Here is a 26,070-nt window from a genome sequence, read left to right on the forward strand (position 1 = left end):
AGGTCCGTGATCACGACTTGCCTCCTGCGAGGAGCTTCTGCACGGCCGGGTCGGTGAGTCCCAGGAGGACGGCGGGCCAGAGTCCGGCGAGGACGGTGAGGGCGACGAGCGGGGTCCAGGCGGCGAACTCGTACGGGCGGACGTCGGCGATCTCCGCGGTGGCGGACCCCTCGTCGGCGGCCGTGGCGGTGGCGGTGGCCATCGCGGTCGCCGTGGTGCCCGTGGTGCCGGTGGGTTCGCTCTCCGGCTGCCCGCCGGTGCCGAGGCCGGTGCCGCCGCTCGGGCGCGCGGGCGGTTCGCCCATGCAGACGCGGCGGACCACGACGAGCATGTACGCGGCGGTGAGCAGGGTGCCGAACGCACCGATCGCCGTGAACGTCCAGAAGGCGGGGCGGCTCAGGCCCCCGGCGGGGTCGAACGCGCCGAACAGGGTGAGCATCTCGCCCCAGAACCCGGCGAGGCCGGGGAGCCCGAGGGAGGCCACGGCGGCGAAGGCGAGCAGGGCGCCGAGGCGGGGCGCACGGCCGTAGAGGGCGGCGCCGGTGGCCCCGGCGAGGGTGTCGAGGTCGGCGGTGCCGTGACGGTCCTTCACCGCGCCGACCAGGAAGAACAGCAGGCCGGTGATGAGGCCGTGGGCGATGTTGGCGAAGAGCGCGCCGTTGACGCCGGTGGGGGTCATGGAGGCGATGCCCAGGAGCACGAAGCCCATGTGGCCGACGGAGGAGTACGCGATCAGGCGCTTGAGGTCGCCCTTGGCACCCGGGCGGGCGAGGGCGAGGCAGGCGAGCGATCCGTAGACGATCCCGGCGACCGCGAGGGCGCCGAGGTACGGAGCGAAGGTGTGCATGCCCTCGGGGGCGACCGGCAGGAGCACCCGGACGAATCCGTACGTGCCCATCTTCAGCATCACGCCGGCCAGCAGCACCGAGCCGACCGTGGGGGCGGCGGTGTGGGCGTCGGGGAGCCAGCTGTGCAGCGGCCACATCGGGGTCTTCACCGCGAGCCCGATCCCGATCGCAAGAACGGCGACGACCTGCACGGACGTGGAGAGTCCGCGGCCGTTGTCGGTGGCGAGTGCCACCATGTCGAACGTGCCGCTGTTCACTCCGACGAGCAGCAGGCCGAGCAGCATGACCACGGAGCCGAGCACCGTGTAGAGGACGAATTTCGAGGCCGCGGCCTGCTTGCCCTCGCCGCCCCAGCGGGCGATGAGGAAGTACATCGGGACGAGGACCATCTCGAACGCGAGGAAGAAGAGCAGCAGGTCCAGCACGGCGAAGGTCGCCAGCGTGCCGGACTCCAGCAGCAGGATCAGGGCGACGAAGGCCTTCGGGGACGGGCCCGCGGGCATCTTGAAGTAGCTGTACAGCGCGCAGAGGAAGGTCAGGAGCGCGGTGAGCACGACCAGGGGGAGAGAGATGCCGTCGATGCCGAGGTGGATGCGGACGTCCAGCGCCGGGATCCAGCCGATGTCGGTGGTGGCCTGCATCGTCGACGCGTGATCGCGGTCGAAGCCGGCCGCCAGCACCAGCGTGACGAGGAGGATCGCGCCGCTCACGGTCACGCCGTGGCGGAGGACGGCCTGGTCGGGGTCACGGCCCTTCAGACCGGGCGGGGCGGGGAGCAGGGCGGCGACGGCGCCGACCAGCGGGCCGACGACGGCCAGCGCCAGAAGGGCCTGCATCACGGACGGGCTGATATCGATCACGGTTCACGCCCCGGCGTTGACGTTGGCATAGACGACGACGGCGATCGTCAGGACGAGTGACCCGGCGAGCAGGGCGGAGACGTAGGTCTGCGCGTTGCCGGTCTGGGCGCGGCGGACGGCGGTGCCGAGCAGCCGTGCGGTGGTGCCCGAGCCGCGTACGTACGTGTCGACGACCTCGCGGTCCAGGAAGCGGACGAGGCGGGCGGCGGCCAGCACGGGGCGCACGAAGAGCCGCGTGTACAGGGCGTCCAGGTGGAAGCCGGCGGCGGCCGGGCCGTGCAGGGGGCCGAGCAGCAGGCGTCCGGGGTCGGCCGGGTCGGCGGCGTCCGCGATGTCGCCGTAGACGACGGCGTGGGCGGTGATGGCCTCGGCCTCCACCAGGGCGGGTTCGGCCCGCGGGTGGGCGGTGACGGCGCCGAGGGCGTGACCGGCGGCGTGCGCGGTGGTGTGGCGCCATGCCGCATAGGTGACGAGTCCGCCGATGAGTCCGACGCCCGTGGAGAGGACGGCGGTGGTCAGCGTCGGGGTGAGGCGGTGTCCGTCGAACCAGTCGCCGATCACCCCGACGGTCAGGCCGAAGCCGAGGGTGGGGACGGCCAGCACCCAGAGGACGGAGGTCATCGCGACGGGCTGCCTGCCGTGGTCCGGCACGGCGGGGCCGCGGCCCCGGAAGGTGAGCAGCCAGAGCCGCATGGCGTACGAGGCGGTGAGCACGGCGGCCAGCAGCCCGGCGATGAGGATCGTCCAGCCGGCGGCGGCCGGGGCGACGTGGCGGTCGCCGAGGGCGGTGTGCTCGGCGGCGACGAGGACGGCTTCCTTGGAGAAGAAGCCGGCGAACGGCGGGATGGCGGCCAGCGCCAGCAGGGCGACGGTCATCGTCCAGTAGGCGTCGGGGATGCGCTGGGCCAGGCCGCCCATGCGGGACATGGCGGCGAGGGAGTTGGTGCCGGTGGCGTGGATGACGACCCCGGCGGCCAGGAAGAGGACGGCCTTGAAGGCACCGTGCGACAGGAGGTGGAAGACGGCGGCCCCCCGGTCGCCGACGGCCAGCGCCCCGGCCATGTAGCCGAGCTGGCCGAGGGTCGAGTAGGCGAGGACGCGTTTGATGTCGTCCTGCGCCAGCGCGGCAAGACCGGAGCCGACCATGGTGACGGCGGCCATCACGGAGAGGACGACGAGGGCGGCGCCGGAGGCGGCGAACACGGGCAGCAGCCGGGCCACGAAGTAGATCCCGGCGGCCACCATCGTCGCGGCGTGGATCAGCGCGGAGACGGGCGTCGGGCCGGCCATCGCGTCGGGCAGCCAGGTGTGCAGCGGGAACTGCGCGGACTTGCCCGCCACCCCGGCGAGCAGCAGCAGCGCGATGAGGGTGGGGTGGTCGAGGCCGCCGCCCGCGACCGCGCCGAGGACGCCGGTGATGCGGAAGGTGCCGGTGTCGGCGGCGAGCGCGAAGAGGCCGATCAGGAAGGGGACGTCGCCGAGCTTGGTGACCAGGAACGCCTTGAGGGAGGCGGCGCGGGCCTCCGGCGTCTCCCAGTAGTGGCCGACGAGGAAGTACGAGCAGATGCCCATGACCTCCCAGCCGACCAGCAGCACCATCAGGTCGCCGGAGTAGACGACGAGCAGCATGGCGGAGGTGAAGAGGGAGACGAGCGCCGTGTAGGAGGGGTAGCGGGGGTCGTCGCGGAGGTAGGCGAGCGAGTAGACCTGCACGCAGGTCGCGACGAGCCCGACGAGCACCGCGACGAGCACCGCGAAGCCGTCCAGGTGGAGCGCGAGGTCGATCGGCACCGAGCCGGTGGGCGTCAGCCGGGTCGCGGCGTCGATGGCCCGGCCGCCGCCCTGGTCGGCGGCGACGACCACGGCGAGCACGGCCGCGGCGAGCACCGGGAGGACGGCGAGCGGCCGGACGAACCCGGGGGCGGTGCGGCCGAGCAGCAGCCCGCCGACGGCCCCGAGGAAGGGCAGCAGCGGGACGAGGACGGCGAGGGTCGTGGTGGTCACGCGGTGGCCTCTGTCTTCCGTGCCTTCCCCGCCGGGGCGGCCGGGTCTTCGGTGGCGCCGGGGGCGCCCTTGCCGAGGGGTTCGCCGTCGCCGGTCCACGCGTCGGGGAGGGCGTCGGCGGCGTCGGTCTCGGCGGTGTCGCGGAGCCGGTCGATGTCGGAGGAGCCGCGGTTGCGGTACACGGCGAGCACGATCGCCAGGCCGATGCCGATCTCGGCCGCGGCGATGGCGATGGTGAAGAGCGTGAGGGCCTGGCCGGCGTGGAGCGCGTCGCGGAGCCAGACGTCGAAGGCGACCAGGTTGAGGTTGACGGCGTTGAGCATCAGCTCGACGGACATCAGGACCAGGATCGCGTTGCGGCGGGCGAGCACACCGTAGACACCCACGGAGAAGAGGAGGACGGCGAGCACGGCGGGATAGGCGAGGTGCATCAGCTCGTCCCTTCTTCCCGGGCGTCGGGGGCTTCCCGGGTGGCGGAGGCTTCCCGGGTGGCGGCGGTGCGGCGGTCGGCGGTGCGGGGGCCCGAGCCGGCGGGCGTACGCCTCGCGGGCGTACGGCTGCCGGGCGTACGGCTGCCGGGCGTACGGCTGCCGGGCGTAGGGCTGCCGGGCGTACGGCGGGCGGGCGTACGGCGGGCGCCGGGAAGGGCGCCGCGTGTCTCGGGGTCCCGGCGGGACAGCACGATCGCTCCCACCAGGGCGGCGAGCAGCAGCACGGAGAGCGCCTCGAACGGCAGCACCCAGTGGCGGAAGAGGAAGGACCCGGTCACGGCGGTGGAGCCCTGGGCGGGCCCGTCGAGCCCGATCCAGGTGGTGCGGAAGGCGTCCACGACGACCCAGACGAGGGCCGCCGCCGCCGCGGCGGCCACCCCGAGGGCGACCCACCGGTTCTCCGAGTCGGCGTCCGGCGACCGGCCGATCGGGGCGCGGGTCAGCATCAGGCCGAAGAGGAGGAGGACCACGACGGAGCCGATGTAGATGAGCACCTGGACCCAGGCGATGAACTCCGCCGTGAGCAGGAGGTACTCGACCGCGAGGCCGCCGAGCGTGACGACGAGCCAGAGCGCGGCGTGCACCAGCTGACGGGTGGTGACGGAGACGAGGGCCGCTCCGAGGGTGACCAGGCCGACCAGGACGAACGCGATCTCGACGCCCGACGGGGAGAGGAAGCCGGGGTGGGCCGCCGCGCTCGCGGCGAGTGCGGGCATCATGCCGGGCCCTCCTGGTCGTCCTGCTGTTGCGCCTGTACTGCCTGGGTCGCCTGCTCCGCCTGTTCCGCCTGCTCCTCCTGGGCGCGCTGGGCTTCCTGGGCGCGCTGGGCTTCGAGCTTCTCCGCCGTCTTGCGGGCGGCGGCGATCTCCTTCGGCTCCTCGGCGCCCGGATCGAGCGCGGGCGGCTCCGGCACGGTCCACATCCAGTCGCGGAGCTTGTCGCGCTCGTGGGTGAGGTCGCGGATGTCCGTCTCCGCGTACTCGAACTCCGGCGACCAGAAGAGGGCGTCGAAGGGGCAGACCTCGATGCAGATGCCGCAGTACATGCAGAGGGAGAAGTCGATGGCGAAGCGGTCGAGGACGTTGCGGGAGCGCTCACGTCCACCGGGGGCGGCGGGCGGGCTCGTCTCCTTGTGCGAGTCGATGTAGATGCACCAGTCGGGGCACTCGCGGGCGCAGAGCATGCAGACCGTGCAGTTCTCCTCGAACAGCCCGATGACACCACGGGAGCGCGGTGGGAGTTCGGGCTGCGCGTCCGGGTACTGCGCGGTGACCGTCCGCCTGGTCATGGTCCGCAGGGTGACGGCAAGGCCCTTGGCCAGGCCGGAGCCGGGGATCGGAGGCACTAGTTGATCGCCACCTTCACGATGCCGGTGAGCGCGATCTGCGCCAGGGCGAGCGGGATGAGCGTGGTCCAGGCGAGCTTCTGGAGCTGGTCCTCGCGCAGGCGCGGGAAGGTGACCCGCAGCCAGATGACGACGAACGCGAGGATCGCCGTCTTCACCAGGGTCCAGAGCCAGCCGAGGCTCTCCCCGCCGAACGGGCTGTGCCAGCCGCCGAGGAAGAGCACGGTGGTCAGACCGCACAGGACGACGATCCCGGCGTACTCGGCGAGCAGGAAGAGCGCGAAGCGCAGTCCGGTGTACTCGGTGTACGCGCCGAAGATGATCTCCGAGTCGGCCACCGGCATGTCGAAGGGGGGACGCTGGAGTTCGGCGAGCCCGGCGACGAAGAAGATCAGGCCCCCGGTGATCTGCCAGGGCAGCCACCACCACTCGAACGCGTTCACGATCCCGGGCAGCGACACCGTCCCGGCGGCCATCGCCACGGAGGCGGCGGCCAGCAGCATCGGCAGTTCGTACGCGAGGAGCTGGGCGGCGGTACGGAGCCCGCCGAGCAGGGAGAACTTGTTGGCGGAGGCCCACCCGGCCATCAGCGAGCCCAGGACGCCGATCCCCATGACGGCGAGCACGAAGAAGATCCCCGCGTCGACCACCTGGCCGACCGCGCCCTCCTGGGGCCCGACCGGGATGGCGAGCACCACCAGCAGGTACGGCAGCAGCGCCACGGCGGGCGCGAGCTGGAAGATGCGGCGGTCGGCGTCGGCCGGGACCACGTCCTCCTTCTGCGCGAACTTGACCCCGTCCGCGACGAGCTGCGCCCAGCCGTGGAACCCGCCCGCGTACATGGGGCCGAGGCGGCCCTGCATGTGCGCCATCACCTTGTGCTCGGTCTGGCCGACGACGAGCGGGAAGACCAGGAAGACGACGAAGACGATGACGAGCCGGAGGGCGACGTCGAGTACGTCGTTCACGCGGTATCGCCTCCGGAGGAACGGTGATCGGGGTCTTCGGGCACGTCGGGGGTCACTTCGGGACTTTCGGGCTCTGCGGGCTCTGCCGGTTTCGCGGGCTCTGCGGGCTCTGCGGGCTCTGCCGGTTTCGCGGACTCCGCGGGCTCTGCGGGCTCTGCGGGCTTCGCGGGCTCTGCCGGTTTTGCGGGCTCTGCGGGCTCTGCGGACGGGGGTTCCGGCTCGGGCTTCGCCCCGGGCTCGGGTTCCGGCTTCGTCGCCGATTCGGGCTCAGCCGCCGTCTCCGGCCTCGCCTCGGGCTTCGCCGCGGCGGTCCCGTCGTCGAACGCCGGGCGGGCGTGGTGCCAGGGGGCGTCCGCGCTTCCGGCCGTCCGGCGGGGGGCCGGGCTCTCCGGGGCGCCGGAGGCTGCCGCCGGGCCGGTCCGCCCGGAGCCGGCCGTGTCCGTGGCAGGAGCCTCCGTACCGTCCGGGACACCCTCCGCGCGCTGGCTGGCGGAGCCCGCCGAGACACTGCGGGACCTGCGCGCGGGGCGTGCGGCCGGTGCGCCCTCGGTCGGCGTCACCGCGTCCGTGGCCGGGGTCTCACGGGCCGGGGTCTCACGGGCCGGGGTCTCCGGGCCCGGAGCCGGTCCGGGCGTGGGCGCGGGTGTGGTGCGCTGTCCCGCCGAGCCCTCGGTGACGCTGCGGGCGCGGCGTACCGGTCGCTCCCCGGCACCGGCACCGGCAGCGCCTGCGCGGGCGCCCCGCGCGGGGCGGGCCGGGGCGGGCGGCAGCTGTCCCTTGAGCGGACCCCACTCGTTCGGGTCGGGTACGCCCGGCGGGAGCATGGTGCGGCGCTTGGGCCCGCCGTGCTCGGACTCGCCGGGCTCCTTGGCGCCGGGCCAGGCCTTGGCGACCCGGGCCGCGAGGACGAAGTCCTTGCGCAGCGGGTGGCCCTCGAAGCCTTCGGGCAGCAGCAGGGGCACCAGGTGCGGGTGGCCCTCGAAGCGGATGCCGAACATCTCGTGGGTCTCGCGCTCGTGCCAGGCGGCGCCCGCGTAGACGGCGATCGCGCTGGGCAGCACGGCCGTCTCGTGCGGGACGGTCGTACGGACCAGCAGCCGCCGGACCGTACCGGTGGAGAGCGCGGCCACGTGGGCGCCGACCCGGAAACCGGTGCCGGGTTCGTCGACGGCGCTCAGCCAGTCGAAGTAGGTGCAGCCGAGCCGGTCGCGCGCGGTTTCCAGCGCGGTGGTCCAGGTGCCGGCGGGTACGTCCACGGTGAGCAGGTCGTACGCGTGCGCGGCGGTGGCCCCCTCGCCGAAGAGCCCGGTGACGGCCTCGGCGACGGCGCCCGCGTCGGCGTCGAGCAGCCGGTCGTACAGGCTCGCGGGGCTCTCAGTCGCGGAGCTCGCGGGACCCTCGGGGCTCGCCGCGCTCTCGGGGCTCTCGGGGCTCTCGGGCGCGTTCACTGCGACTCCTGGTCGGCCGGGGAGGCCGGGGCGGCCGGCCTGGCCGGGGCGGCGACGAGTCCGCTGGTCAGCGCGGCGGTCGAGGGCCGGGCTGCCGGGTCCGTCGCGTAACGGTCCGCCAGGGACTCGCGGGCGATCCGCTCCTGGAGCTTGAGGATGCCCTGGAGCAGCGCCTCGGGCCGGGGCGGGCAGCCGGGTACGTACACGTCGACGGGGATGATCTGGTCGACGCCCTTCGTGACGGAGTACGAGTCCCAGTACGGGCCGCCGCAGTTGGAGCAGGCGCCGAAGGAGATCACGTACTTCGGCTCGGGCATCTGCTCGTACAGCCGCTTCACGGCCGGGGCCATCTTGTCCGTCACCGTGCCGGACACGACCATCAGGTCGGCCTGGCGCGGGCCCGGGGCGAAGGGGATCACGCCGAGCCGCATGAAGTCGTGCCGGGACATCGAGGCGGCGATGAACTCGATGGCGCAGCAGGCCAGGCCGAAGTTGAAGACCCAGAGGCTGTAGCGGCGGCCCCAGTTCAGGACCACCTTCATCGGTTCCGGCGCGAGGCGGGACAGTACGCCGAGCCGTCTGGGCTCCGGCAGCGGGACCGGCCCGGGGCCGGTCACCGTCTCCTGCGTTCCGGTCGCGGGCTGCGGCTCGGGGGTCGGCCGGCTCGTCACGCCCATGTGAGGACGCCCTTCTTCCATGCGTAGAGCAGTCCCACGGCGAGGAAGCCGAGGAAGACGAACATTTCCACCAGGGTGGTCGCGCCGAATCCGGGCGCGGCGAACACGGTCGCCCAGGGGAAGAGGAAGACCGAGTCGACGGCGAAGATCACATAGAGGAAGGCGTAGACGTAGTAGCGGACCTGGGTGTGTGCCCAGCCCTCTCCCACCGGGTCCACGCCGCACTCGTAGGTGAGGAGTTTCTCGGGCGTCGGTACCACGGGCCTGAGCAGGCGCCCAGCCCCGAAGGCGGCGGCGACGAAGAGCACGCCGACGAGGGCGAGCAGTCCGACCACCGAGTAGCTGTGGAAGTAATCCGACGCGAGAACGGTCGGCTCCGGCAGTTCCGGCACGTCCGCCACGTCCGTTCCTCGCTCCCTCGAACCGTTCGACGATCTGTACGCACGGGAGTCTAGGCCCTGTTAAAGAGACGGTAAGCAGCCGCGTCCCGGGCGGGGACGGGGCGGGGGGCGCGGCGAGGGGTGCGGCGGGGGGCGCGGGCAGGGCGCGTGGCGGGGCCGGGCGGGGGTGGGGTTATCCCCACTTCTTCGCACCCACGAGCCCCATGGCGTGCGCGGGGGTCGGACCGGCAGGCTGGGACGCATGACGACGAGCCCCACCGAGCCCCCCGCCGAGAGCCCTGCCGGGATCACCCCGGCGAGCCCCTCCGAGCCGGACGCCCTCCGGCCGCCCCGGCTGCGCCCGGCCCTCGACGCATGGACGTGGAAGGAGATCGCCCATCTGCTGGCGAACCTGCCGACCACGGTCATCGGCTTCGTCTACGCGATCGTGCTGGTCAGCGTCGGTGCCGGGCTCTCCGTCACGGTGGTCGGGCTGCCGCTGCTCGCCCTCGGCATCCAGGGCTCGCGCGGGCTGGGCCGGTTCGAGCGCGCCCGGGCCCGGGTTCTGCTCGGGGTCCATGTCGGGGAGCCGGGCGCGATCGCGCGGACCCGCCGCGAGAAGGGGTTCTTCGCCTGGCTCTGGTCGGGTCTCGGCGACCGGGTGGGCTGGCGGACGCTGCTGTATTCGTTCATCCGACTGCCGTGGGGCGTGGTGACGTTCACCGTGACGCTGGTGGGGCTCTTCGTCCTCTGGCCGGTGCTCCCCTACGTGACGCGGGCGCTCGCCAACGTGGACCGGGCGATGGTGCGGACGCTGCTGGCGCCCTCCGACGAGCTGGAGCGGCGGATCGCCGAGCTGGAGTCGGACCGGGGCGTGGTGGTGGACACCGCGGCGGCCGACCTGCGCCGGATCGAACGCGATCTGCACGACGGCGCCCAGGCCCGGCTGGTGGCGCTCGCCATGGACCTCGGGCTGGCGAAGGAGAAGCTCGGCCACGACCCGGAGGCCGCCGCCCGCATGGTCGACGAGGCGCACGGCGAGGTGAAGGTCGCCCTCCAGGAGCTCCGTGACCTCGCCCGGGGCATCCACCCGGCCGTCCTCACCGACCGGGGCCTGGACGCGGCCCTCTCCTCGATCGCCTCGCGGTGCACGGTGCCCGTCACGGTCGGCGTCGATCTGCCGGGCCGCCCGGCCCAGGCGATCGAGGGCATCGCCTACTTCACCGTCTCCGAGCTCCTGCAGAACGTCAGCAAGCACAGCCGGGCGCGCTCGGCCGCCGTGGAGGTGTGGCGGGCGGGCGACCGGCTGATGCTCCAGGTCCGGGACGACGGGCAGGGCGGGGCGCGGACCGGGGGCGGTACGGGACTGGCCGGCCTGGCGGAGCGGCTGGGGGCGGTGGACGGTCGGCTGGTCGTGGAGTCGCCGGAGGGCGGCCCGACCTCGGTGACCGCCGAGCTGCCGTGGCGCGACGGCGCGGCCGGTCCCGGCTGACCCCCGCCGGAAGCAGGAGGCAAGGGACGGAAGCGGCGAAGAGGGCCGGGGCGCGTGCGCTCCGGCCCTCTGCCGTACACCCGGCGCGCACGCCCCGGCCCTCCCCCGTACGCACGGCGCGCGCGCCGGGGTGGGGGTAACCCCCCACCGGATACGGAGACCGCCCTCATGGTGCGGAGCGCCCGTACGGAAGAGGCTGGAGTCCTCGGCTGGGAAGCCGTGCGCGGGCCGTGACCACGGGTTCCGCGCGTACGGCACGTGAGGAACGGCCCGTCGTCGGGCTCACCGACCGGGCTCACCCAGGGACTCACCGGAGAACGGAAACGGACGGCAGCGATGGCCACGGCATTCGGATCGGACGCACGGGACGGGCAGGGCGGTGGCTCCACCGGCTCCTGGGACCGCCCCGACCAGAAGCACTTCTTCCCGGCGGTGCTCCGCGCACCGGTCGAGTCGCGGACCTGGCGGGAGCTGCTGTACCTCCTGCTGAGCCTGCCGATCAGCATCGTGCTCTTCACGCTCGTGGTGACCACGGTCTCGCTGAGCGCAGGCCTGATGGTCACCTTCCTCGGCATTCCGGTCCTCGCGGCCGGACTCGCGGTGTGCCGGGGCTTCGGCGTCCTGGAACGCCTGCGCGCCCGCGCCCTGCTCCGGCTCGACGTCCTTGACCCGGAGCCCGTCCGGGGGCGGACCGGCGGGGTGTTCTCGTGGGCCGGTGCGGCGCTCCGCAGCGGCTCCTCCTGGCGCCACCTGCTCTACGGGTTCCTGCACTTCCCGTGGACGGTCTTCGCGTTCACCGTCGCGGTGACGGTGGTGACGACCGCGTGGAGCATGTTCACGTACCCGCTCTGGGCCTGGGTCTTCCCGGCGTACGTCGGTGTCGACGGCGTCCAGCTGTACGGGGACGCGACGCACCGGGTCTACCTGGACTCGGCCTTCGAGCTGACCGCGACCTGCGGGATCGGGCTGGTCCTCGTGCTGGTGTCGCCGTGGATCGTCCGGGGGCTGGCCTCGGTGGACCGGGTCATGGTCGCCGGGCTCCTCGGCCCGTCCCGGCTGGTCTCCCGCGTGGTGGAGCTGGAGTCGGACCGGGGCGTGGTCGTGGACACGGCGGCGGCCGACCTGCGCCGGATCGAACGCGAGCTGCACGACGGCGCCCAGGCCCGGCTGGCCGCCCTCGCGATGGAGCTCGGGCTGGCCAAGGAACGGCTCGCCGAGGACCCGGACGCGGCGGCGCGGCTGATCGACGGGGCGCACGGCGAGGTGAAGGTCGCCCTCCAGGAGCTCCGCGACCTCGCCCGGGACATCCACCCGGCCGTCCTCACCGACCGGGGCCTGGACGCCGCCCTCTCCTCCGTGGCCTCCCGCTGCGCGGTCCCGGTCTCCGTCGACGTGGAACTGCCGCTCCGCCCGGCCCGTGCGGTCGAGAACCTCGCGTACGTCACGGTCTCCGAGCTGCTCCGCAACGTCACCCGGCACGCGGGAGCCACCCGGGCCTCGGTGACGGTGCGCCAGACGGCCGACCGGCAGCAGGGCAACGACCGGCCGAGCCGGCCGGACCGCCCGCACCACCTGGTGATCCGGGTCGACGACGACGGACGGGGCGGCGCGGACGTGACGGCGGGCGGCGGACTGGCCGGCCTCGCCGGACGGCTGCGGGCCGTGGACGGCAGCCTCACCGTGCAGTCCCCGGCGGGCGGCCCGACGACGGTGACCGCCCGGCTCCCGTGGCGGGACTGACGGGCGGCGCTCGGCAGGGCCGCGTGTCGACACGCTTCGGTGGGCGGGAAAGCGGGTGCGCCCGTCCCGGTGGTGTGGGCAGGATGCCCGGCATGACCGAGCAGCCGAGCGCCCTCGTCCCGCCCCGTGCCGTCCTCGACGCCTTCGACGTCGCGGGCACGCCCGTCCCCCTGACCGGTGGTCAGGGGCGGAGCGTTCTCGTCGGCGCGTACGTGTTCAAGCCCGCCGAGGGGACGGAGGCCGAGGTCGAGTGGGCCGCCTCCCTGTCCGAGGCGTTGGCGCCCAGTGCCGGTTTCCGTGTCCCGCGCCCGCTCCGGGCCCCCGACGGCCGCAGTCTCGTGGACGGCTGGACCGCCCACGCGTTCCTGGCCGGTACGCCCGGTCCGGCAGGCCACTGGGCCGACGTGCTGGGCGCGGGCCGGGCCTTCCACGCCGCACTGCGCGGGTTCCCCCGGCCCGGCTTCCTCGGCCGGCACACCCACCCCTGGGCGGTGGCCGACCGGGTGGCGTGGGGCGAGCAGGACGCCGAGGTGATCGCCGGCCTCGCCGGCCCGTTCTCGGCTCTGCTCGCGCTGAGGCGTCCGGTGCGGCAGGACGCGGCCCAGCTCGTCCACGGCGACCTCACCGGCAATGTGCTCTTCGCCCCGGGCGGGGCGCCCGTGGTGATCGACTTCTCGCCGTACTGGCGGCCCCCGCTCTTCGCCGATGCCGTGGTGATCGCGGACGGACTGCTGTGGTTCGGTCTTCCGGCCGGGCTCACGGGCGGAGTCGCGGCGGCGGGCGGCGGCCATCCGGACTGGCAGCAGATGCTGATCCGCGCGCTGATCTTCCGGCTCGTCGCGGAGAGCGAGAACGCGGGGCCGGGCGGCCGGGCACGCCCCGGTGAGGCCGAGCGGTACGTCCGGGCCGTCGAGGCCGTGGTCCGTGGACCGGTGGGGCGCCGGGGGTGAACCGCTCGCCGCGTCCGTGCCCCGCGACCTGCCTTTCCCTACGACCACCGCCCTCACATGATCGGAATTTCTGCATTTCTCTCCGCCGGTCCGACGAACACCCCCGAAACCCCGAAAACTCCGCAGCCCGCGACGGGACCACCGAAATCCCGGACGCATAGAAAAGTGGCCCATACATGGATAACGGACCCGGAACCCGTGCGCCAGAAATCCGCCGCATCCGCCGCCCGCACCCTTTCCCACCAGCTTCTTCTCACCCACGGATGAACGCGCTGCACGCTCTGTTGACGTACGCCCGCACCCTCGCGGGAAATGACCCGACCCCGTTCCGCCTGCACCGCCCCCGTACTGGGATGCTGGAGGCGGAAGAGAGAACGCCGGGCGACCGGATAGGGACGACGACAGCGGTGGGGGAAGCGGCAGCGTGGAGAACAAGGTGCGCGTAGTCATCGCCGAGGATTCGGTGCTGTTGCGGGAGGGCCTGACCCGGCTGCTCACCGACCTCGGGCACGAGGTCGTCGCCGGGGTGGGGGACGCCGAGGCGCTGCTCGCGCTCCTGGCGGAGCTGCACGCCCGGCAGGAGCTGCCGGACGTGGTGGTCGCGGACGTACGGATGCCGCCGACCCACACCGACGAGGGGGTCCGGGCCGCGGTACGGCTGCGCAGGGATTACCCGGGCGTCGGGGTGCTGGTGCTGTCGCAGTACGTGGAGGAGCGGTACGCCACCGAGCTGCTGGCCGGCAGTACGCGCGGGGTGGGCTATCTGCTGAAGGACCGGGTCGCCGACGTGCGGGACTTCGTGGACGCCGTGGTGCGGGTGGCCGGGGGCGGGACCGCGCTGGACCCGGAGGTGGTGGCGCAGCTGCTCGGCCGGAGCCGCAAGCAGGACGTGCTGGCGGGGCTGACGCCGCGCGAGCGGGAGGTCCTCGGCCTGATGGCGGAGGGGCGGACGAACTCGGCGGTGGCCAAGCAGCTCGTGGTGAGCGACGGCGCGGTGGAGAAGCACGTCAGCAACATCTTCCTCAAGCTCGGCCTCGCTCCGAGCGAAGGCGACCACCGCCGGGTGCTCGCGGTGCTGACGTATCTGAACTCGTAGGCCGCTCCGGCTCGTACACCGGTCCGGCCCCGTACGCCGGTCCGGCTCCGTGCTCCGGCCCGTGGTCCGGCCCGGCCTCGTACACCGGTCCGGACCACGGGTCCGGTGGATCGCGGGGCCGGCCGGCGTGCGGTCCGGCCCCGCGATCCGCCCCCTCCGAATTCCGGACACCGCGCATTCTTGAACGGTTCTCGGCGCGATCAATCCTCCCCGGGCGGGAAAAGTGCGGCCTACGTCGAAAGGACGAGAACACATGAGCCCTCCGACCTGCCACGGAAGGCTGGAATCGGCAGGGAAATAGGTGCGAACCGTCCTCCCTTCCCGACGTCCCCCATATGATCGACGGAGGAAGGCGCCCCTTACCGACGTAGTGTGGGCCACGGGACCGCCGGCGGGCCGGCTGTTCCGCAGCCGCCGCCCAGGGAGGTCCAGTTCAGTGACCAGCCAGGTCAGTAGCCAGGCCGATATGACCGACGAGGCCGTCGTGGGGGAGCAACGTGCTCCCCGTGCGACGAATGCGGAGGTCGGCGTGAAAGAAATCCGTCGACTGGATCGGGTCATCATTCGATTCGCCGGGGATTCCGGCGACGGTATGCAGTTGACGGGCGACCGTTTCACGTCGGAGACGGCGTCGTTCGGCAATGACCTGTCGACCCTGCCGAACTTCCCGGCCGAGATCAGGGCTCCCGCCGGGACGCTGCCCGGGGTCTCGTCGTTCCAGCTGCACTTCGCGGACCACGACATCCTCACGCCCGGCGACGCTCCGAACGTCCTGGTGGCGATGAACCCGGCGGCCCTGCGGGCCAACATCGGGGACGTCCCGCGCGGGGCCGAGGTGATCGTCAACACCGACGAGTTCACCAAGCGCCCGATGGCGAAGGTCGGTTACGCCACCTCCCCGCTGGAGGACGGTTCGCTGGAGGCGTTCAACGTCCATCCGGTGCCGCTGACCACGCTGACGATCGAGGCGCTGAAGGACTTCGGCCTCTCCCGGAAGGAGGCCGAGCGGAGCAAGAACATGTTCGCGCTGGGCCTGCTGTCGTGGATGTACCACCGGCCGACGGAGGGGACGGAGACGTTCCTGCGGCAGAAGTTCGCGAAGAAGCCGCAGATCGCGGAGGCGAACGTGGCCGCGTTCCGGGCGGGGTGGAACTTCGGCGAGACGACCGAGGACTTCGCGGTCTCCTACGAGGTCGCCCCGGCCTCGAAGGCGTTCCCCACGGGGACGTACCGCAACATCTCGGGCAACCTGGCCCTCAGCTACGGGCTGATCGCCGCCTCCCGCCAGGCCGGGCTGCCGCTCTACCTCGGCTCGTACCCGATCACTCCGGCCTCCGACATCCTGCACGAGCTGTCCAAGCACAAGAACTTCGGCGTGCGGACCTTCCAGGCCGAGGACGAGATCGCCGGGATCGGGGCGGCGCTGGGTGCCGCGTTCGGCGGGTCCCTGGGGGTGACCACGACCTCCGGGCCCGGGGTGGCGCTGAAGTCCGAGACCATCGGGCTGGCCGTCTCGCTCGAACTGCCGCTGCTGATCGTGGACATCCAGCGCGGCGGCCCGTCCACCGGGCTGCCCACCAAGACCGAGCAGGCCGATCTGCTCCAGGCGATGTACGGCCGCAACGGCGAGGCCCCCGTCCCGGTGGTCGCGCCGAAGACCCCGGCGGACTGCTTCGACGCCGCGCTGGAAGCCGCCCGGATCGCCCTGACCTACCGCACCCCGGTCTTCCTGCTCTCCGACGGGTACCTCGCCAACGGCTCCGAGCCCTGGCGCATCCCGGACCCGGAGCAGCTCCCGGACCTCCAGGTCACCTTCGCCACCACCCCCAACCACACGCTCGCCGACGGCACCGAGGTGTTCTGGCCGTACAAACGCGATGCCGAGACGCTGGCCCGCCCGTGGGCGGTGCCGGGGACCCCGGGTCTCGAGCACCGGATCGGCGGGATCGAGAAGCAGGACGGCACCGGGAACATCTCCTACGACCCGGCCAACCACGACTTCATGGTCCGCACCCGCCAGGCGAAGATCGACAACATCGCGGTCCCGGACCTGGAGGTGGACGACCCCGCCGGTGCCACCACCCTCGTCCTGGGCTGGGGTTCGACGTACGGGCCCATCACCGCCGCCGTACGCAGACTCCGCGCGGCCGGCGACACCGTCGCCCAGGCCCATCTGCGCCACCTCAACCCCTTCCCGCGCAACCTCGGCGAGATCCTCCAGCGGTACGAGAAGGTCGTCGTGCCCGAGATGAACCTCGGCCAGCTCGCCACCCTGATCCGCGCCAGATACCTCGTCGACGCCCACTCCTACAACCAGGTCAACGGCATGCCCTTCAAGGCCGAACAGCTCGCCACCGCCCTGAAGGAGGCCATCGATGGCTGACACCGCCCACCCCCTGCTCCAGCTCGTGCCCAAGGCCGAGTCGCCGCAGACGATGAAGGACTTCAAGTCCGACCAGGAAGTCCGCTGGTGCCCCGGCTGCGGTGACTACGCCGTCCTCGCCGCCGTGCAGGGCTTCATGCCCGAGCTCGGGCTCGCCAAGGAGAACATCGTCTTCGTCTCCGGCATCGGCTGCTCGTCGCGCTTCCCGTACTACATGAACACCTACGGGATGCACTCCATCCACGGCCGCGCCCCCTCCATCGCCACCGGCCTCGCCACCTCGCGGCGGGATCTGTCGGTGTGGGTCGTCACCGGGGACGGCGACGCCCTCTCCATCGGCGGCAACCACCTCATCCACGCCCTGCGCCGGAACGTCAATCTGAAGATCCTTCTGTTCAACAACCGGATCTACGGACTGACCAAGGGTCAGTACTCCCCCACCTCCGAGATGGGCAAGATCACCAAGTCGACCCCGATGGGTTCCCTGGACGCCCCGTTCAACCCGGTGTCCCTGGCGCTCGGCGCGGAGGCCTCGTTCGTGGCCCGGACGGTGGACTCCGACCGCAAGCACCTCACCGGCGTGCTGCGCGCGGCGGCCGACCATCCCGGCACGGCGCTGGTGGAGATCTACCAGAACTGCAACATCTTCAACGACGGCGCCTTCGAAGCCCTCAAGGACAAGGAGCGCGCCCAGGAAGCGGTCATCCGCCTCGAACACGGGCAGCCGATCCTCTTCGGTGCGGACGGTTCGAAGGGGGTCGTCCGCGACCCGGCCACCGGCGACCTCCAGGTCGTCGCGGTCACCGAGGAGAACCGCTCCAGCGTCCTGGTCCACGACGCCCACGCCGCCTCCCCGACCACCGCGTTCGCCCTCTCCCGCCTCGCGGACCCCGACACCCTCCACCACACACCGATCGGAGTCCTGCGCAGCGTCGAACGCCCGGTCTACGACACGCTGATGTCCCAGCAGCTGGACACCGCCGTCGAGCAGCAGGGCAAGGGCGACCTGGCCGCGCTCCTCGCGGGCAAGGACACCTGGACGGTCATCGGCTGAGCACCGGCACCACGCCCCGCGCGAGCGAGAGCCCGGGTCCCGCCGCCCCCCCACCCGGGGCGGGCGACGGGACCCGGGCTCCGGTGCTCCCGGACGGCGTCCCGGGCCGGAGCCCCGGGCCGGTGCGTCGGGCCGGTGCGTCGGGCCGGAGCCCCGGGCCACCGGTGCTTCAGGACGGCGCCCCGCGCCCCGTCACGCCTCGCGCGCGTCGGTCACGCCTCGCGCGCGTCGTACGCGGCCCGAGCGGCGGCGACCGCATCCACCTGGTGCTCGGACCAGCGGGCCAGCCGCCACACGCGCTCGGCGGCCTCGCGGCCGAGCGGGGTGAGGGAGTAGTCCACCCGGGGCGGGATGACCGGCTGGGCGTCCCGGTGCACGAACCCGTCGCGCTCCAGCGTCCGCAGGGTCTGGGCCAGCATCTTCTCGCTGACGTTCTCGATGGTGCGGCGCAGTTCGCTGAAGCGGTACGGGCGTTCCAGCAGGGACGCGAGCACCAGCACGCCCCAGCGGCTGGTGACGTGTTCCAGCACGAGCCGGGACGGGCACATCGCGCGGTTCACGTCCGCTTCGCGGGCTGCCGCCGCGACGAGCTCTCCGGGGGTCTCCGTACGTACCGTCATGACACCACCTTACTTCAAAGTGGGTACTTCCTCAGAGTAAGTACACCTCTTAAGGTGAGTGGAGTAAACAGCCGCGATACATCCGATAACGGATGAATCACCCATGCGGGACCGTGCGGAACCCTGCGCCATGAAGGAGAACCACCCCATGAGCATCGTCGTCACCGGAGCCACCGGACAGCTCGGACGCCTGGTCGTCGAGCAGCTGCTCGCCACCGTCCCGGCCGACCGGATCGCCGCGGTCGTCCGCGACGAGGAGAAGGCCGCACCGCTCGCCGCGCTCGGCGTCGAGCTGCGGGTCGCCGACTACGACCGGCCCGAGGCGCTCAAGGCGGCCTTCCGGGCAGGTGACCGAGTGCTGCTGATCTCCGGCAGCGAGGTCGGCAAGCGCGTGGAGCAGCACACCGCGGTGATCGAGGCGGCGAAGGAGGCGGACGTGGCGCAGCTGGCGTACACGGGCGTCCTGGGCGGGCCGGCCGCCGACTTCCTGCTGGCCGCGGAGCACAAGGTGACCGAGCAGCTGATCCTGGACTCGGGGCTGCCGTACACCTTCCTGCGCAACGGCTGGTACACCGAGAACTACACCGCGAACCTCGCGCCGGTGCTGGAGCACGGCGCGGTGGTCGGCAACGCGGGCGAGGGGCGCATCGCCTCGGCGACCCGGGCCGACTTCGCCGCCGCTGCCGCCGCGGTGCTGACCGGCGAGGGCCACCTGAACACCGCGTACGAGCTGAGCGGCGACACCGCCTGGTCGCTGGCGGAGTACGCCGCCGAGGTCGCCCGGGCCACCGGCAAGGAGATCGCGTACAAGGAGGTGCCCGCCGCCGTGCACCAGGAGATCCTGGTCGGTGCCGGGCTGCCCGCGGGCTTCGCCGAGATCCTGGTCGACGTGGACGAGGCGATCGCCCGCGGCCTGCTCGCCGGCACCAGCGGCGACCTGGCCCGGCTCATCGGCCGGCCCACCACCCCGCTCGCCGTGACCGTCGCGGAGGCCGTCGCCGCCGCCTGACCGCCCCGCGTACCGGACGCGTACGGGGCGCGCGGGTCGCGCGGGAGGCGCGCGCGGGCCCCGTACGCCCGGAGGATGCTCGCGTCATGACCGTTTCCGCGATACGGCAATGACGCGAGCCCGCTTCCGGAGCTACCTTCATGGCGTCGGCGACCGCCGGCCCACGCATGAGGGAGGCCCCGTGGAGGGGAAGGACGAGCAGCGGGCAGGGCTGCTCTACGGAATCGGCGCGTACGGGATGTGGGGGCTCGTCCCCCTCTTCTGGCCCCTGCTGAAGCCGTCCGGGGCGGCGGAGATCCTGGCGCACCGGATGGTGTGGTCGCTCGCCGTGGTCGGCATCGCCATGCTCGCGCTCAAGCGCTGGGCCTGGATCGGCGAACTGGTCCGCCGGCCGCGCAAGCTCGCCCTGATCACCGCAGCCGCGGCCGTGATCACGGTCAACTGGGGCCTGTACATCTGGTCCGTCAACAGCGGTCACGTGGTCGAGGCGTCCCTCGGCTACTTCATCAACCCGCTGGTCACCATAGCCATGGGCGTGCTGCTCCTCGGCGAACGCCTGCGGCCCGCCCAGTGGGTCGCGGTGGCGACCGGATGCGCCGCCGTGCTCGTACTCGCCATCGGATACGGCCGCCCGCCGTGGATCTCCCTGGTGCTGGCCTTCTCGTTCGCGACGTACGGCCTGGCGAAGAAGAAGGTCGACATGGGCGGCCTGGAATCGCTCGCCGCCGAGACGGCGGTCCTCTTCCTCCCGGCCCTCGGCTTCCTGCTCTGGCTCGGCGCGCACGGGAAGACGACCTTCACCTCCGGCGGCGGCGCCGGGCACGCGCTGCTGCTCGCGTCGACCGGGCTGGTGACGGCGATCCCGCTGGTCGCCTTCGGGGCGGCGGCGGTCCGCGTCCCGCTGTCGACGCTCGGCCTGCTCCAGTACTTGGCGCCGGTCTTCCAGTTCGGCCTCGGGGTGGCGTACTTCCACGAGGAGATGCCGCCGGAGCGCTGGGCCGGGTTCGCGCTGGTGTGGCTGGCGCTGACGCTGCTGACCTGGGACGCGCTGCGGACGGCGCGGCGCGGCCGGGCGCAGGCGCTGCGGCTCGCGGCCTCGGCGGCTGCCGGGACCGGAGCGCCGGTGCCACCCACGGGCGGTGCGGACACCGCCGCCCCGGCCACCACCGGCAGCCCCGCCGATAAATAGTTACCCGGTTGCTTTTTTGCCTCGGTTGCGTTTCCCTTGGGGGTCCCGCACCCCTGCCCGAGGAGCAGCCATGACCACCGACGCACCGATCACCGATGGACCGACCGACGTACTGATCGTGGGCGCCGGCCCCACCGGCCTGACCCTGGCGTGCGACCTCGCGCGCCGGGGGATCGGCGTCCGGATCATCGACAGATCCGTCGCGCATCCGCGCAGCTCCCGGGCGAAAGGGCCGAACCTGCGGTCGCTGGAGGTCCTGGCGAGCCTCGGGGCGGCCGAGGAGGTGCTGGCGTCGGGGTCGCTGCCGCTGACCATGCGCAAGTACCGCGACCACGTCCCGGTCTCCGACTTCGACCCGTACGCCGACCCCGCCCCGGTCCCCGCCTCCGCCTTCGACTGGCCCCGGCTGATCGCCCAGTGGCGCCTGGAGGAAATCCTCCGCGACCGGCTGGCGAAGGACGGCGTCCGGGTCGAGCTGGACACCGAGCTGGTCGGCCTCGACCAGCACCCCGAGGACGGGGCGGCGGGAGTGACGGCCACCCTCGCCGACGGCGGAACCGTCGCGGCGCGGTACGTGGTGGGCTGCGACGGCGCGCACAGCCCGGTGCGCAAGCTGCTCGGCATCCCCTTCACCGGCGAGACGCAGACCGACCAGGTGATGGTCTGCGGTGACGTCGAGATCGACGAGGACGCGCTCGACCGGGACATCTGGCACCAGTGGTTCGACACCACCGGGGCCGTGATGCTCTGCCCGATCCCGGGCACCCGGGACGGCTGGTGGTTCCAGGCGGGCCCCGAGCGGGACGGGGCCGGAGTGCCCCAGCCGCCGACCGAGGAGGGCTTCCGCCGCCTCCTCGCCCGGCACACCGGGCTCCCCGGCGAAGTGCTCCGGCGGGCCACCCTGCTCTCCACGTACCGCGTCAACGTCCGTATGGCCGACCGCTTCCGGGCGGGCCGGGTGCTGCTCGCCGGGGACGCGGCGCACGTCCACTCGATCGCGGGCGGGATGGGCATGAACACCGGCATCCAGGACGCCTTCAACCTCGGCTGGAAGCTCGCCCACGTGCTGACCGGGCTCGCGGCACCGGCGCTGCTCGACACCTACGAGGAGGAGCGGCTGCCCGTCGCCGCCTGGACCCTGGAGTTCACCTCCGAGCGGCTCGCGGAGACGATGGCCGCCATCCGTCTCCCGGGCGGCGGGCTGGACTCGGCGACCGCCGCCGGGGAGGCGAGCGGCCTGTCCACCGGCTACCGGTGGAGTTCGCTCGCCGCCGGAGCCCCGGAGACCGGCCCCCGCGCCGGGGACCGGGCGCCGGACGCGCCGTGCCGGTCGGTGGCGACGGGTGCCCCGACCCGACTGCACCACCTCTTCGCCGAGCCGCACCCGGTCCTCCTCGGCTTCGGCCCGGAGAGCGAGCCGGTCCTGCGCGCGGCGGTGGAGGCGTACGGCGACGCCGTCCGCGTCCACCGGGTGTACGGCCCCGGTGACGTGCCGGACGGCCCGGCCGGCGTGCTCGACCACGAGGGGCGGGTCCGCGCCGCGTACGAACCCGGCGCGGGCGGCACCGTCGTAGTGGTCCGCCCCGACCACCACCTCGGACTCGTCGCCCCGGCGGCGGAGGCGTCCCGGGTGCGGGAGTATCTGGCGCTGCTGTGCGGCGGGGCTGCCCGGGGGTGACGTGCGGCGCCGGGCGCCCCGGCGTCGGAGTGCGCCCGCACGCTGGGCCGAACGGGCGTCGAAGGATCGTTTCGCCAGGGGCTCGGCGTTCCCCCGTGAGCCCGCTCGGGCAGACCAAGGGCACCCCCCTCGTCGGCAGCTCCGCCGGACCCCCCGGCCCGTCGGCACCGGTGTCGCCCCCGCGCTCGCACCGGTGCCGGGGCACCGGACCCGCCGACGCACCACCTCCCGTCGCGACGCACCCAGGGCCGCTCCCCGTACCCACACCAGGGACGACGGGCGGCTTCGGGCGCCACACCCGTCCCGCACGCGCGTTCCCCCGGGCCGTGCGGGTGATCCGTGCGGGCGTCCGGCCGCCGCCGCGCTCGGGAGGCAGGGGTTCCGGTTCGCTCCGGTACGCGCTTCCCCCACGGCGCGTACCGGGGCCAATCCCACAAGATCACCTCTTTTCCGCCGCCCCGGCGTCCGGCCGCGTCCCCTCCGGCCGGAAAGCTGACCGTCGACCCAGGTCAGGGCCGTCCGGCGAAGAGCCGATCTCCCTACGCTGGAACCATGCATTCGTCACCCGCGCCCGCGCACGTCCGGGTCGCGCACACCCTCGTCGCCACGGACCTGGACGGCACCCTGCTGCTGCCCGACGACTCCGTGAGCCCCCGCACGCACGCGGCCCTGCGGCGCGCCGCCTCGGCCGGCGCCCGGCACATGATCGTCACCGGCCGGGCGGTCCCGGGGATACGCACCCTCCTCGCGGAGCTGGACTACCGGGGCCCGGTCGTCTGCGGCCAGGGCACCCAGGTGTACGACCCCGAGTCGGCCCGGATGCTCCGCTCGGTCCCGCTGGACCGGGAGCTGGCCGACATGGCGCTGGGCAAGATCGAGGCGGAGGCGGGCCCGGTCTTCGCCGCCGTCGACCAGGACGGCCCGGCGGGGCTGACCCTGATCGAGCCCGGGTACCGGATGCCGCACCCGACGCTCCCCGCCCAGCGGGTCGGGCGCCGCGACGACCTCTGGGCCGAGCCCGTCATCAAGGTGATGGTGCGCCACCCGGACCTGACCGACGACGAACTCGCCGCTCTCGGCCGGGCCGCCGTGGGCGATCTGGCGACGGTCACGATGGCCGGACCCGGCACGGTCGAACTCGCGCCCTACGGCGTGCACAAGGGCACCGGTCTCGCGGTGGCGGCGGAACTCCTGGACCTGGACCCGGCGGACGCCATCGCCTTCGGCGACATGCCCAACGACCTTCCCATGTTCGGCTTGGTCGGCCACGGGGTGGCGATGGGCAACGCGCATCCGGAGCTGAAGGCAGCCGCCGACGAGGTCACGCTGTCGCACACCGAGGACGGCATAGCGGTCGTGCTGGAACGTCTCTTCGGCTGACCGGCCACCTCCCGGCCGACCGGCCCCTTCGGCGACCGGCTCATCGGACCGACCGACCGGCCCGTCGGACGCGGACGGACCGGCTCGGCGGACGGACCGGCTCGGCGGACGGAATCGCTCCTCCGCCTCAGGCGAGGCCCGCTTCCGGGACCGGCGCGGCGACCGGCGCGGCTGCCGCGCCCGGCCCCCGCAGCACCAGGGCGACCAGCGCGGCGATGGTCGCCTCGTCCTGGGGCGGCTTGCGCAGGACGTGGCGGTAGTACACCGGCCCGTAAAGCAGCTCGACCATCAGCCGCGGGTCGGCGCCCGCCGGGATCTGGCCCCGCTCCTGGGCCCGCGCCAGCAGGGTGACGGCCAGGTCGACCCGCGGGTCGACGACCCGCTCGGCAAGGTCCCTGGCCAGCTCCTCGTCGTGGTGGAGCTCGGAGAGTATGCCCGCGTACGCCGGTCCGTACGGAGGTGTGCCGAGGAGGCGTACCGCCAGTCCGATGTGGCGCCGCAGATCGGCCTCGATGTCGCCGGTGTCGGCGAACGGAGCGGCGTCGGAGAGGACTTCGGTGAAGATCTCCATCAGGATGCCGCTCTTCGCCGGCCACCACCGGTAGATCGTCTTCTTGCTGACACCCGCGCGGGCGGCGATGGCCTCCACCGTCACCCGCCCGTAGCCCCTCTCCGTGCAGAGCTCCAGCGCCGCCTCCAGGATCGCGTGTCGGGACCGTTCGCTGCGTCGCACAGAACTCGGCATTCCGCTCATTCCGCGAGCATAGGACCCCTCTCACCACTCCTTGTTGACAGGTCGTCGCCAAAAGTCGAACATGAGCGAGGCGGAAACGGAACGTACCGTGTCGGCTCCGCCGTTCGCACCGTTCGTGCCGTTCGCGCCGCGACGAGCCGATCGGGGGACGGCTCGGGCGGCCGACGGTACGGACGGCCCGGAGCCGATCGGCCCGCCGCCTGACGGACCGGCCCCGGCGCCCCCGCGTCAGTGGTCCGCGTTCGCCGCCCGCACGAGGGCGTCCCGGGTCACCGCACCGACGTAGACCTTGCCCTGATCGGTGACGAGAGCGTTCACCAGGCGCGTGCCGAAGACCGTGCCGGAGCCGAACTTCCCCGTGGCCCTGTCGCCGAAGGCGTCCAGCAGCGAGGAACTTCCCTTCGCCGACGCCAGGTCCGCACCACCGGGCACCTCGGCCCGCAGGATCGTGGTCCAGCCCTCGCCGAGGGTCTTCACACCCCCGGCGCCCCCGGCACCGTCGTCCGTGCCCTCCAGTCCGGCGAGGCCCCCGGGCAGCAGATCCGCCAGGGCGCCGCTCCCCGTGCCCGCGGCCTCCCGGCCGGCGGCGTCCTCGGCCTCGGTCACCTCGGCACCCGCGGGCGGGGTGAACGCGAAGACCGAGGCGTCGGGCTTGGAGAAGTCCACCTTGCTGAAGCCCACGTTGACGGCGGCCTTCCCGCCGGAGCTCGGGCTCAGGGTGAACCGCAGCGGTACGCCGTTCTCCGCGTCCACCGCGATCCGGACGGAGCCGATGGTCGAACCGGACTGCTTCGGCTCGATGAGCAGCTGGTACGCGTCGCGCCCGGCGACCCGCACGGTGCCGTCGACGGTGACCGACGTGGTGTCACCGACCGCCTTGAGCGCCTCCTCGGCGAACTGCCGGGGCGTGCCGTCCGGGGCGGCCCCGCGGCTGCCCTCCTCGTCGTGCCCGCGGGCGCCGGTCTTCGCGTGGAAGACCTCGTCGGACCCGCTCTCGTGGGCCCAGACCTCGTCGGTGTCGTGGATCAGGCTGTACTCGGAGGAGTTGCCGAGAATCGTCAGCCGCTGCTTGTCGGGGCCGTCGGCGGCCACCTTCAGGGTGTGGGTTCCGGAAGCCAGTTCGGTCAGCCGGTCCTCGGGCGCCGCGCTGCCGGACGATGCCCCGGCGCCCTGGCCGAGGGAGCCGGCGAGGCCGCCGAGCGAGGGGATGCCGAGGTCAGTGGTGATCTTGACCGTGCCGGAGAGCCGCTGGGTGTCCGAGGCGGCGATCTTCTCGACGAGCTGCTGCGCGGTGATCTTCGGCAGGTCCGGGTCGCCGCTGTCGGCGAGTGCGGGGACGAGCCCGATGGTGGCGGCGGCCACGCCCGCCACCGCGACGGGAACGAGCGTGCGGGACGCCTTGCGGCGCATGCGGTCGGCGCGCGTGGTCGCGCCGGTGGGATCGCCCTGGGTCTCCGCGCTGTCGATGGGTGCCATGGTGTGCCCTACCTCCGTGGTCGGCGGCTTCCGTCACTGCGGTCGCGTTCGTCCACTCCCCGTCCGTCACCCGGCGCTTCTCACCCGATGGGGTCAGGAGGAGTGGTTGTTCTCCATCTGACCGCATCGGGGGACGGCACGCGTCAGCCCGCGGAATCAACTCCGCGTACGGCTCGGGTATGACGTCACTCCACCGGAGGTACGTCCGTCCCCGGGGCTTCCCCTACG

Annotated in this window: 22 protein-coding genes; 10 read left to right on the forward strand and 12 right to left on the reverse strand. The window is 73.1% G+C overall.

The window, feature by feature from the left end; genetic code table 11:
• Window positions 1-10 precede the first annotated feature (10 nt).
• The 9 genes from ACFWEE_RS10290 to ACFWEE_RS10330 all read right to left on the reverse strand — a co-directional run bounded on the left by ACFWEE_RS10290 (window position 11) and on the right by ACFWEE_RS10330 (window position 9,033).
• The gene (locus ACFWEE_RS10290; protein WP_386888197.1) at window positions 11-1,684 is read right to left on the reverse strand and encodes a NuoM family protein; all 1,674 of its coding nucleotides are present in this window, start codon (window positions 1,682-1,684) and stop codon (window positions 11-13) included.
• 27 nt (window positions 1,685-1,711) lie between these two features.
• The gene (locus tag ACFWEE_RS10295; protein ID WP_386888102.1) at window positions 1,712-3,712 is read right to left on the reverse strand and encodes an NADH-quinone oxidoreductase subunit L; all 2,001 of its coding nucleotides are present in this window, start codon (window positions 3,710-3,712) and stop codon (window positions 1,712-1,714) included.
• On the reverse strand, window positions 3,709-4,143 hold the full coding sequence (nuoK, locus tag ACFWEE_RS10300; protein ID WP_386888103.1) for an NADH-quinone oxidoreductase subunit NuoK: 435 nt from the start codon (window positions 4,141-4,143) through the stop codon (window positions 3,709-3,711). Before nuoK ends, ACFWEE_RS10295 begins: the two co-directional genes overlap by 4 nt.
• A complete protein-coding gene (locus ACFWEE_RS10305; RefSeq protein ID WP_386888105.1) occupies window positions 4,143-4,922 on the reverse strand; it encodes an NADH-quinone oxidoreductase subunit J in 780 nt (259 codons plus the stop codon). The genes nuoK and ACFWEE_RS10305 overlap by 1 nt, the downstream gene beginning before the upstream one ends.
• Window positions 4,919-5,548: a NuoI/complex I 23 kDa subunit family protein gene (locus ACFWEE_RS10310; RefSeq protein ID WP_386888107.1), complete on the reverse strand. Its 630-nt coding sequence runs from the start codon at window positions 5,546-5,548 to the stop codon at window positions 4,919-4,921. The genes ACFWEE_RS10305 and ACFWEE_RS10310 overlap by 4 nt, the downstream gene beginning before the upstream one ends.
• Window positions 5,548-6,516, reverse strand: a complete 969-nt coding sequence (locus tag ACFWEE_RS10315; protein ID WP_386888108.1) for an NADH-quinone oxidoreductase subunit H — start codon at window positions 6,514-6,516, stop codon at window positions 5,548-5,550. Before ACFWEE_RS10315 ends, ACFWEE_RS10310 begins: the two co-directional genes overlap by 1 nt.
• Window positions 6,513-7,877 carry an NADH-quinone oxidoreductase subunit C gene (locus ACFWEE_RS10320; protein ID WP_386888199.1) on the reverse strand — a complete coding sequence of 455 codons (1,365 nt, stop codon included), beginning with the start codon at window positions 7,875-7,877 and terminating at the stop codon, window positions 6,513-6,515. Before ACFWEE_RS10320 ends, ACFWEE_RS10315 begins: the two co-directional genes overlap by 4 nt.
• An 83-nt stretch (window positions 7,878-7,960) precedes the next feature.
• Complete coding sequence (locus ACFWEE_RS10325; RefSeq protein WP_386888110.1) at window positions 7,961-8,641, reverse strand: NADH-quinone oxidoreductase subunit B; 681 nt, start codon at window positions 8,639-8,641, stop codon at window positions 7,961-7,963.
• Window positions 8,632-9,033, reverse strand: coding sequence for an NADH-quinone oxidoreductase subunit A (locus ACFWEE_RS10330; protein ID WP_386888201.1), 402 nt, complete (start codon window positions 9,031-9,033; stop codon window positions 8,632-8,634). Before ACFWEE_RS10330 ends, ACFWEE_RS10325 begins: the two co-directional genes overlap by 10 nt.
• A gap of 250 nt (window positions 9,034-9,283) precedes the next feature.
• Here ACFWEE_RS10330 and ACFWEE_RS10335 point away from each other — a divergent pair, with 250 nt between their 5' ends.
• The 6 genes from ACFWEE_RS10335 (at window position 9,284) to ACFWEE_RS10360 (ending at window position 17,736) form a co-directional block, all read left to right on the forward strand.
• Window positions 9,284-10,513: a sensor histidine kinase gene (locus ACFWEE_RS10335; protein WP_386888112.1), complete on the forward strand. Its 1,230-nt coding sequence runs from the start codon at window positions 9,284-9,286 to the stop codon at window positions 10,511-10,513.
• Window positions 10,514-10,849: 336 nt separating this feature from the next.
• The gene (locus ACFWEE_RS10340; RefSeq protein ID WP_386888114.1) at window positions 10,850-12,253 is read left to right on the forward strand and encodes a sensor histidine kinase; all 1,404 of its coding nucleotides are present in this window, start codon (window positions 10,850-10,852) and stop codon (window positions 12,251-12,253) included.
• Between the two features lie 92 nt (window positions 12,254-12,345).
• Window positions 12,346-13,203 carry an aminoglycoside phosphotransferase gene (locus ACFWEE_RS10345; protein ID WP_386888116.1) on the forward strand — a complete coding sequence of 286 codons (858 nt, stop codon included), beginning with the start codon at window positions 12,346-12,348 and terminating at the stop codon, window positions 13,201-13,203.
• A gap of 436 nt (window positions 13,204-13,639) precedes the next feature.
• Window positions 13,640-14,299, forward strand: a complete 660-nt coding sequence (locus ACFWEE_RS10350) for a response regulator (RefSeq protein WP_386888202.1) — start codon at window positions 13,640-13,642, stop codon at window positions 14,297-14,299.
• Window positions 14,300-14,735: 436 nt separating this feature from the next.
• Entirely contained in the window at window positions 14,736-16,682 is a 1,947-nt protein-coding gene (locus ACFWEE_RS10355; RefSeq protein ID WP_386888118.1) for a 2-oxoacid:acceptor oxidoreductase subunit alpha, read from the forward strand.
• Window positions 16,675-17,736: a 2-oxoacid:ferredoxin oxidoreductase subunit beta gene (locus tag ACFWEE_RS10360; protein ID WP_386888120.1), complete on the forward strand. Its 1,062-nt coding sequence runs from the start codon at window positions 16,675-16,677 to the stop codon at window positions 17,734-17,736. Before ACFWEE_RS10355 ends, ACFWEE_RS10360 begins: the two co-directional genes overlap by 8 nt.
• Window positions 17,737-17,948: 212 nt before the next feature.
• Here the strand turns inward: ACFWEE_RS10360 and ACFWEE_RS10365 are convergent, their stop codons facing one another.
• Window positions 17,949-18,356, reverse strand: a complete 408-nt coding sequence (locus ACFWEE_RS10365; RefSeq protein WP_386888122.1) for a winged helix-turn-helix transcriptional regulator — start codon at window positions 18,354-18,356, stop codon at window positions 17,949-17,951.
• A gap of 148 nt (window positions 18,357-18,504) precedes the next feature.
• Between ACFWEE_RS10365 and ACFWEE_RS10370 the strand changes: the two genes are divergently transcribed.
• The 4 genes from ACFWEE_RS10370 to ACFWEE_RS10385 all read left to right on the forward strand — a co-directional run bounded on the left by ACFWEE_RS10370 (window position 18,505) and on the right by ACFWEE_RS10385 (window position 23,612).
• Entirely contained in the window at window positions 18,505-19,365 is an 861-nt protein-coding gene (locus tag ACFWEE_RS10370; protein WP_386888124.1) for an SDR family oxidoreductase, read from the forward strand.
• A gap of 181 nt (window positions 19,366-19,546) precedes the next feature.
• Window positions 19,547-20,554 (forward strand): EamA family transporter RarD, encoded by a 1,008-nt coding sequence (gene rarD, locus ACFWEE_RS10375; RefSeq protein ID WP_386888126.1) that lies wholly within the window; start codon window positions 19,547-19,549, stop codon window positions 20,552-20,554.
• Between the two features lie 70 nt (window positions 20,555-20,624).
• On the forward strand, window positions 20,625-22,232 hold the full coding sequence (locus ACFWEE_RS10380; protein ID WP_386888128.1) for an FAD-dependent monooxygenase: 1,608 nt from the start codon (window positions 20,625-20,627) through the stop codon (window positions 22,230-22,232).
• A 552-nt stretch (window positions 22,233-22,784) separates the two neighbouring features.
• Window positions 22,785-23,612, forward strand: coding sequence for a Cof-type HAD-IIB family hydrolase (locus ACFWEE_RS10385; RefSeq protein ID WP_386888130.1), 828 nt, complete (start codon window positions 22,785-22,787; stop codon window positions 23,610-23,612).
• A gap of 127 nt (window positions 23,613-23,739) precedes the next feature.
• On the opposite strand, the gene ACFWEE_RS10390 is transcribed toward ACFWEE_RS10385, so the two are convergent.
• Window positions 23,740-24,366: a TetR/AcrR family transcriptional regulator gene (locus tag ACFWEE_RS10390; RefSeq protein WP_386888132.1), complete on the reverse strand. Its 627-nt coding sequence runs from the start codon at window positions 24,364-24,366 to the stop codon at window positions 23,740-23,742.
• Between the two features lie 228 nt (window positions 24,367-24,594).
• Window positions 24,595-25,842: an outer membrane lipoprotein carrier protein LolA gene (locus ACFWEE_RS10395; RefSeq protein WP_386888134.1), complete on the reverse strand. Its 1,248-nt coding sequence runs from the start codon at window positions 25,840-25,842 to the stop codon at window positions 24,595-24,597.
• Window positions 25,843-26,070: the final 228 nt, after the last annotated feature.

This window comes from Streptomyces sp. NPDC060184 (assembly GCF_042728795.1).
Lineage (GTDB): Bacteria > Actinomycetota > Actinomycetes > Streptomycetales > Streptomycetaceae > Streptomyces.

Excerpts from the sequence above, each read along its gene's own strand:
- ACFWEE_RS10290 (WP_386888197.1), bottom strand. The coding sequence starts at position 1,684 with ATGCAGGCCCTTCTGGCGCTGGCCGTCGTCGGCCCGCTGGTCGGCGCC.
- nuoK (WP_386888103.1), bottom strand. The coding sequence starts at position 4,143 with ATGCACCTCGCCTATCCCGCCGTGCTCGCCGTCCTCCTCTTCTCCGTG.
- ACFWEE_RS10305 (WP_386888105.1), bottom strand. The coding sequence starts at position 4,922 with ATGATGCCCGCACTCGCCGCGAGCGCGGCGGCCCACCCCGGCTTCCTC.
- ACFWEE_RS10325 (WP_386888110.1), bottom strand. The coding sequence starts at position 8,641 with ATGGGCGTGACGAGCCGGCCGACCCCCGAGCCGCAGCCCGCGACCGGA.
- ACFWEE_RS10335 (WP_386888112.1), top strand. The coding sequence starts at position 9,284 with ATGACGACGAGCCCCACCGAGCCCCCCGCCGAGAGCCCTGCCGGGATC.
- ACFWEE_RS10340 (WP_386888114.1), top strand. The coding sequence starts at position 10,850 with ATGGCCACGGCATTCGGATCGGACGCACGGGACGGGCAGGGCGGTGGC.
- ACFWEE_RS10345 (WP_386888116.1), top strand. The coding sequence starts at position 12,346 with ATGACCGAGCAGCCGAGCGCCCTCGTCCCGCCCCGTGCCGTCCTCGAC.
- ACFWEE_RS10360 (WP_386888120.1), top strand. The coding sequence starts at position 16,675 with ATGGCTGACACCGCCCACCCCCTGCTCCAGCTCGTGCCCAAGGCCGAG.
- ACFWEE_RS10365 (WP_386888122.1), bottom strand. The coding sequence starts at position 18,356 with ATGACGGTACGTACGGAGACCCCCGGAGAGCTCGTCGCGGCGGCAGCC.
- ACFWEE_RS10370 (WP_386888124.1), top strand. The coding sequence starts at position 18,505 with ATGAGCATCGTCGTCACCGGAGCCACCGGACAGCTCGGACGCCTGGTC.
- ACFWEE_RS10380 (WP_386888128.1), top strand. The coding sequence starts at position 20,625 with ATGACCACCGACGCACCGATCACCGATGGACCGACCGACGTACTGATC.
- ACFWEE_RS10385 (WP_386888130.1), top strand. The coding sequence starts at position 22,785 with ATGCATTCGTCACCCGCGCCCGCGCACGTCCGGGTCGCGCACACCCTC.
- ACFWEE_RS10390 (WP_386888132.1), bottom strand. The coding sequence starts at position 24,366 with ATGAGCGGAATGCCGAGTTCTGTGCGACGCAGCGAACGGTCCCGACAC.
- ACFWEE_RS10395 (WP_386888134.1), bottom strand. The coding sequence starts at position 25,842 with ATGGCACCCATCGACAGCGCGGAGACCCAGGGCGATCCCACCGGCGCG.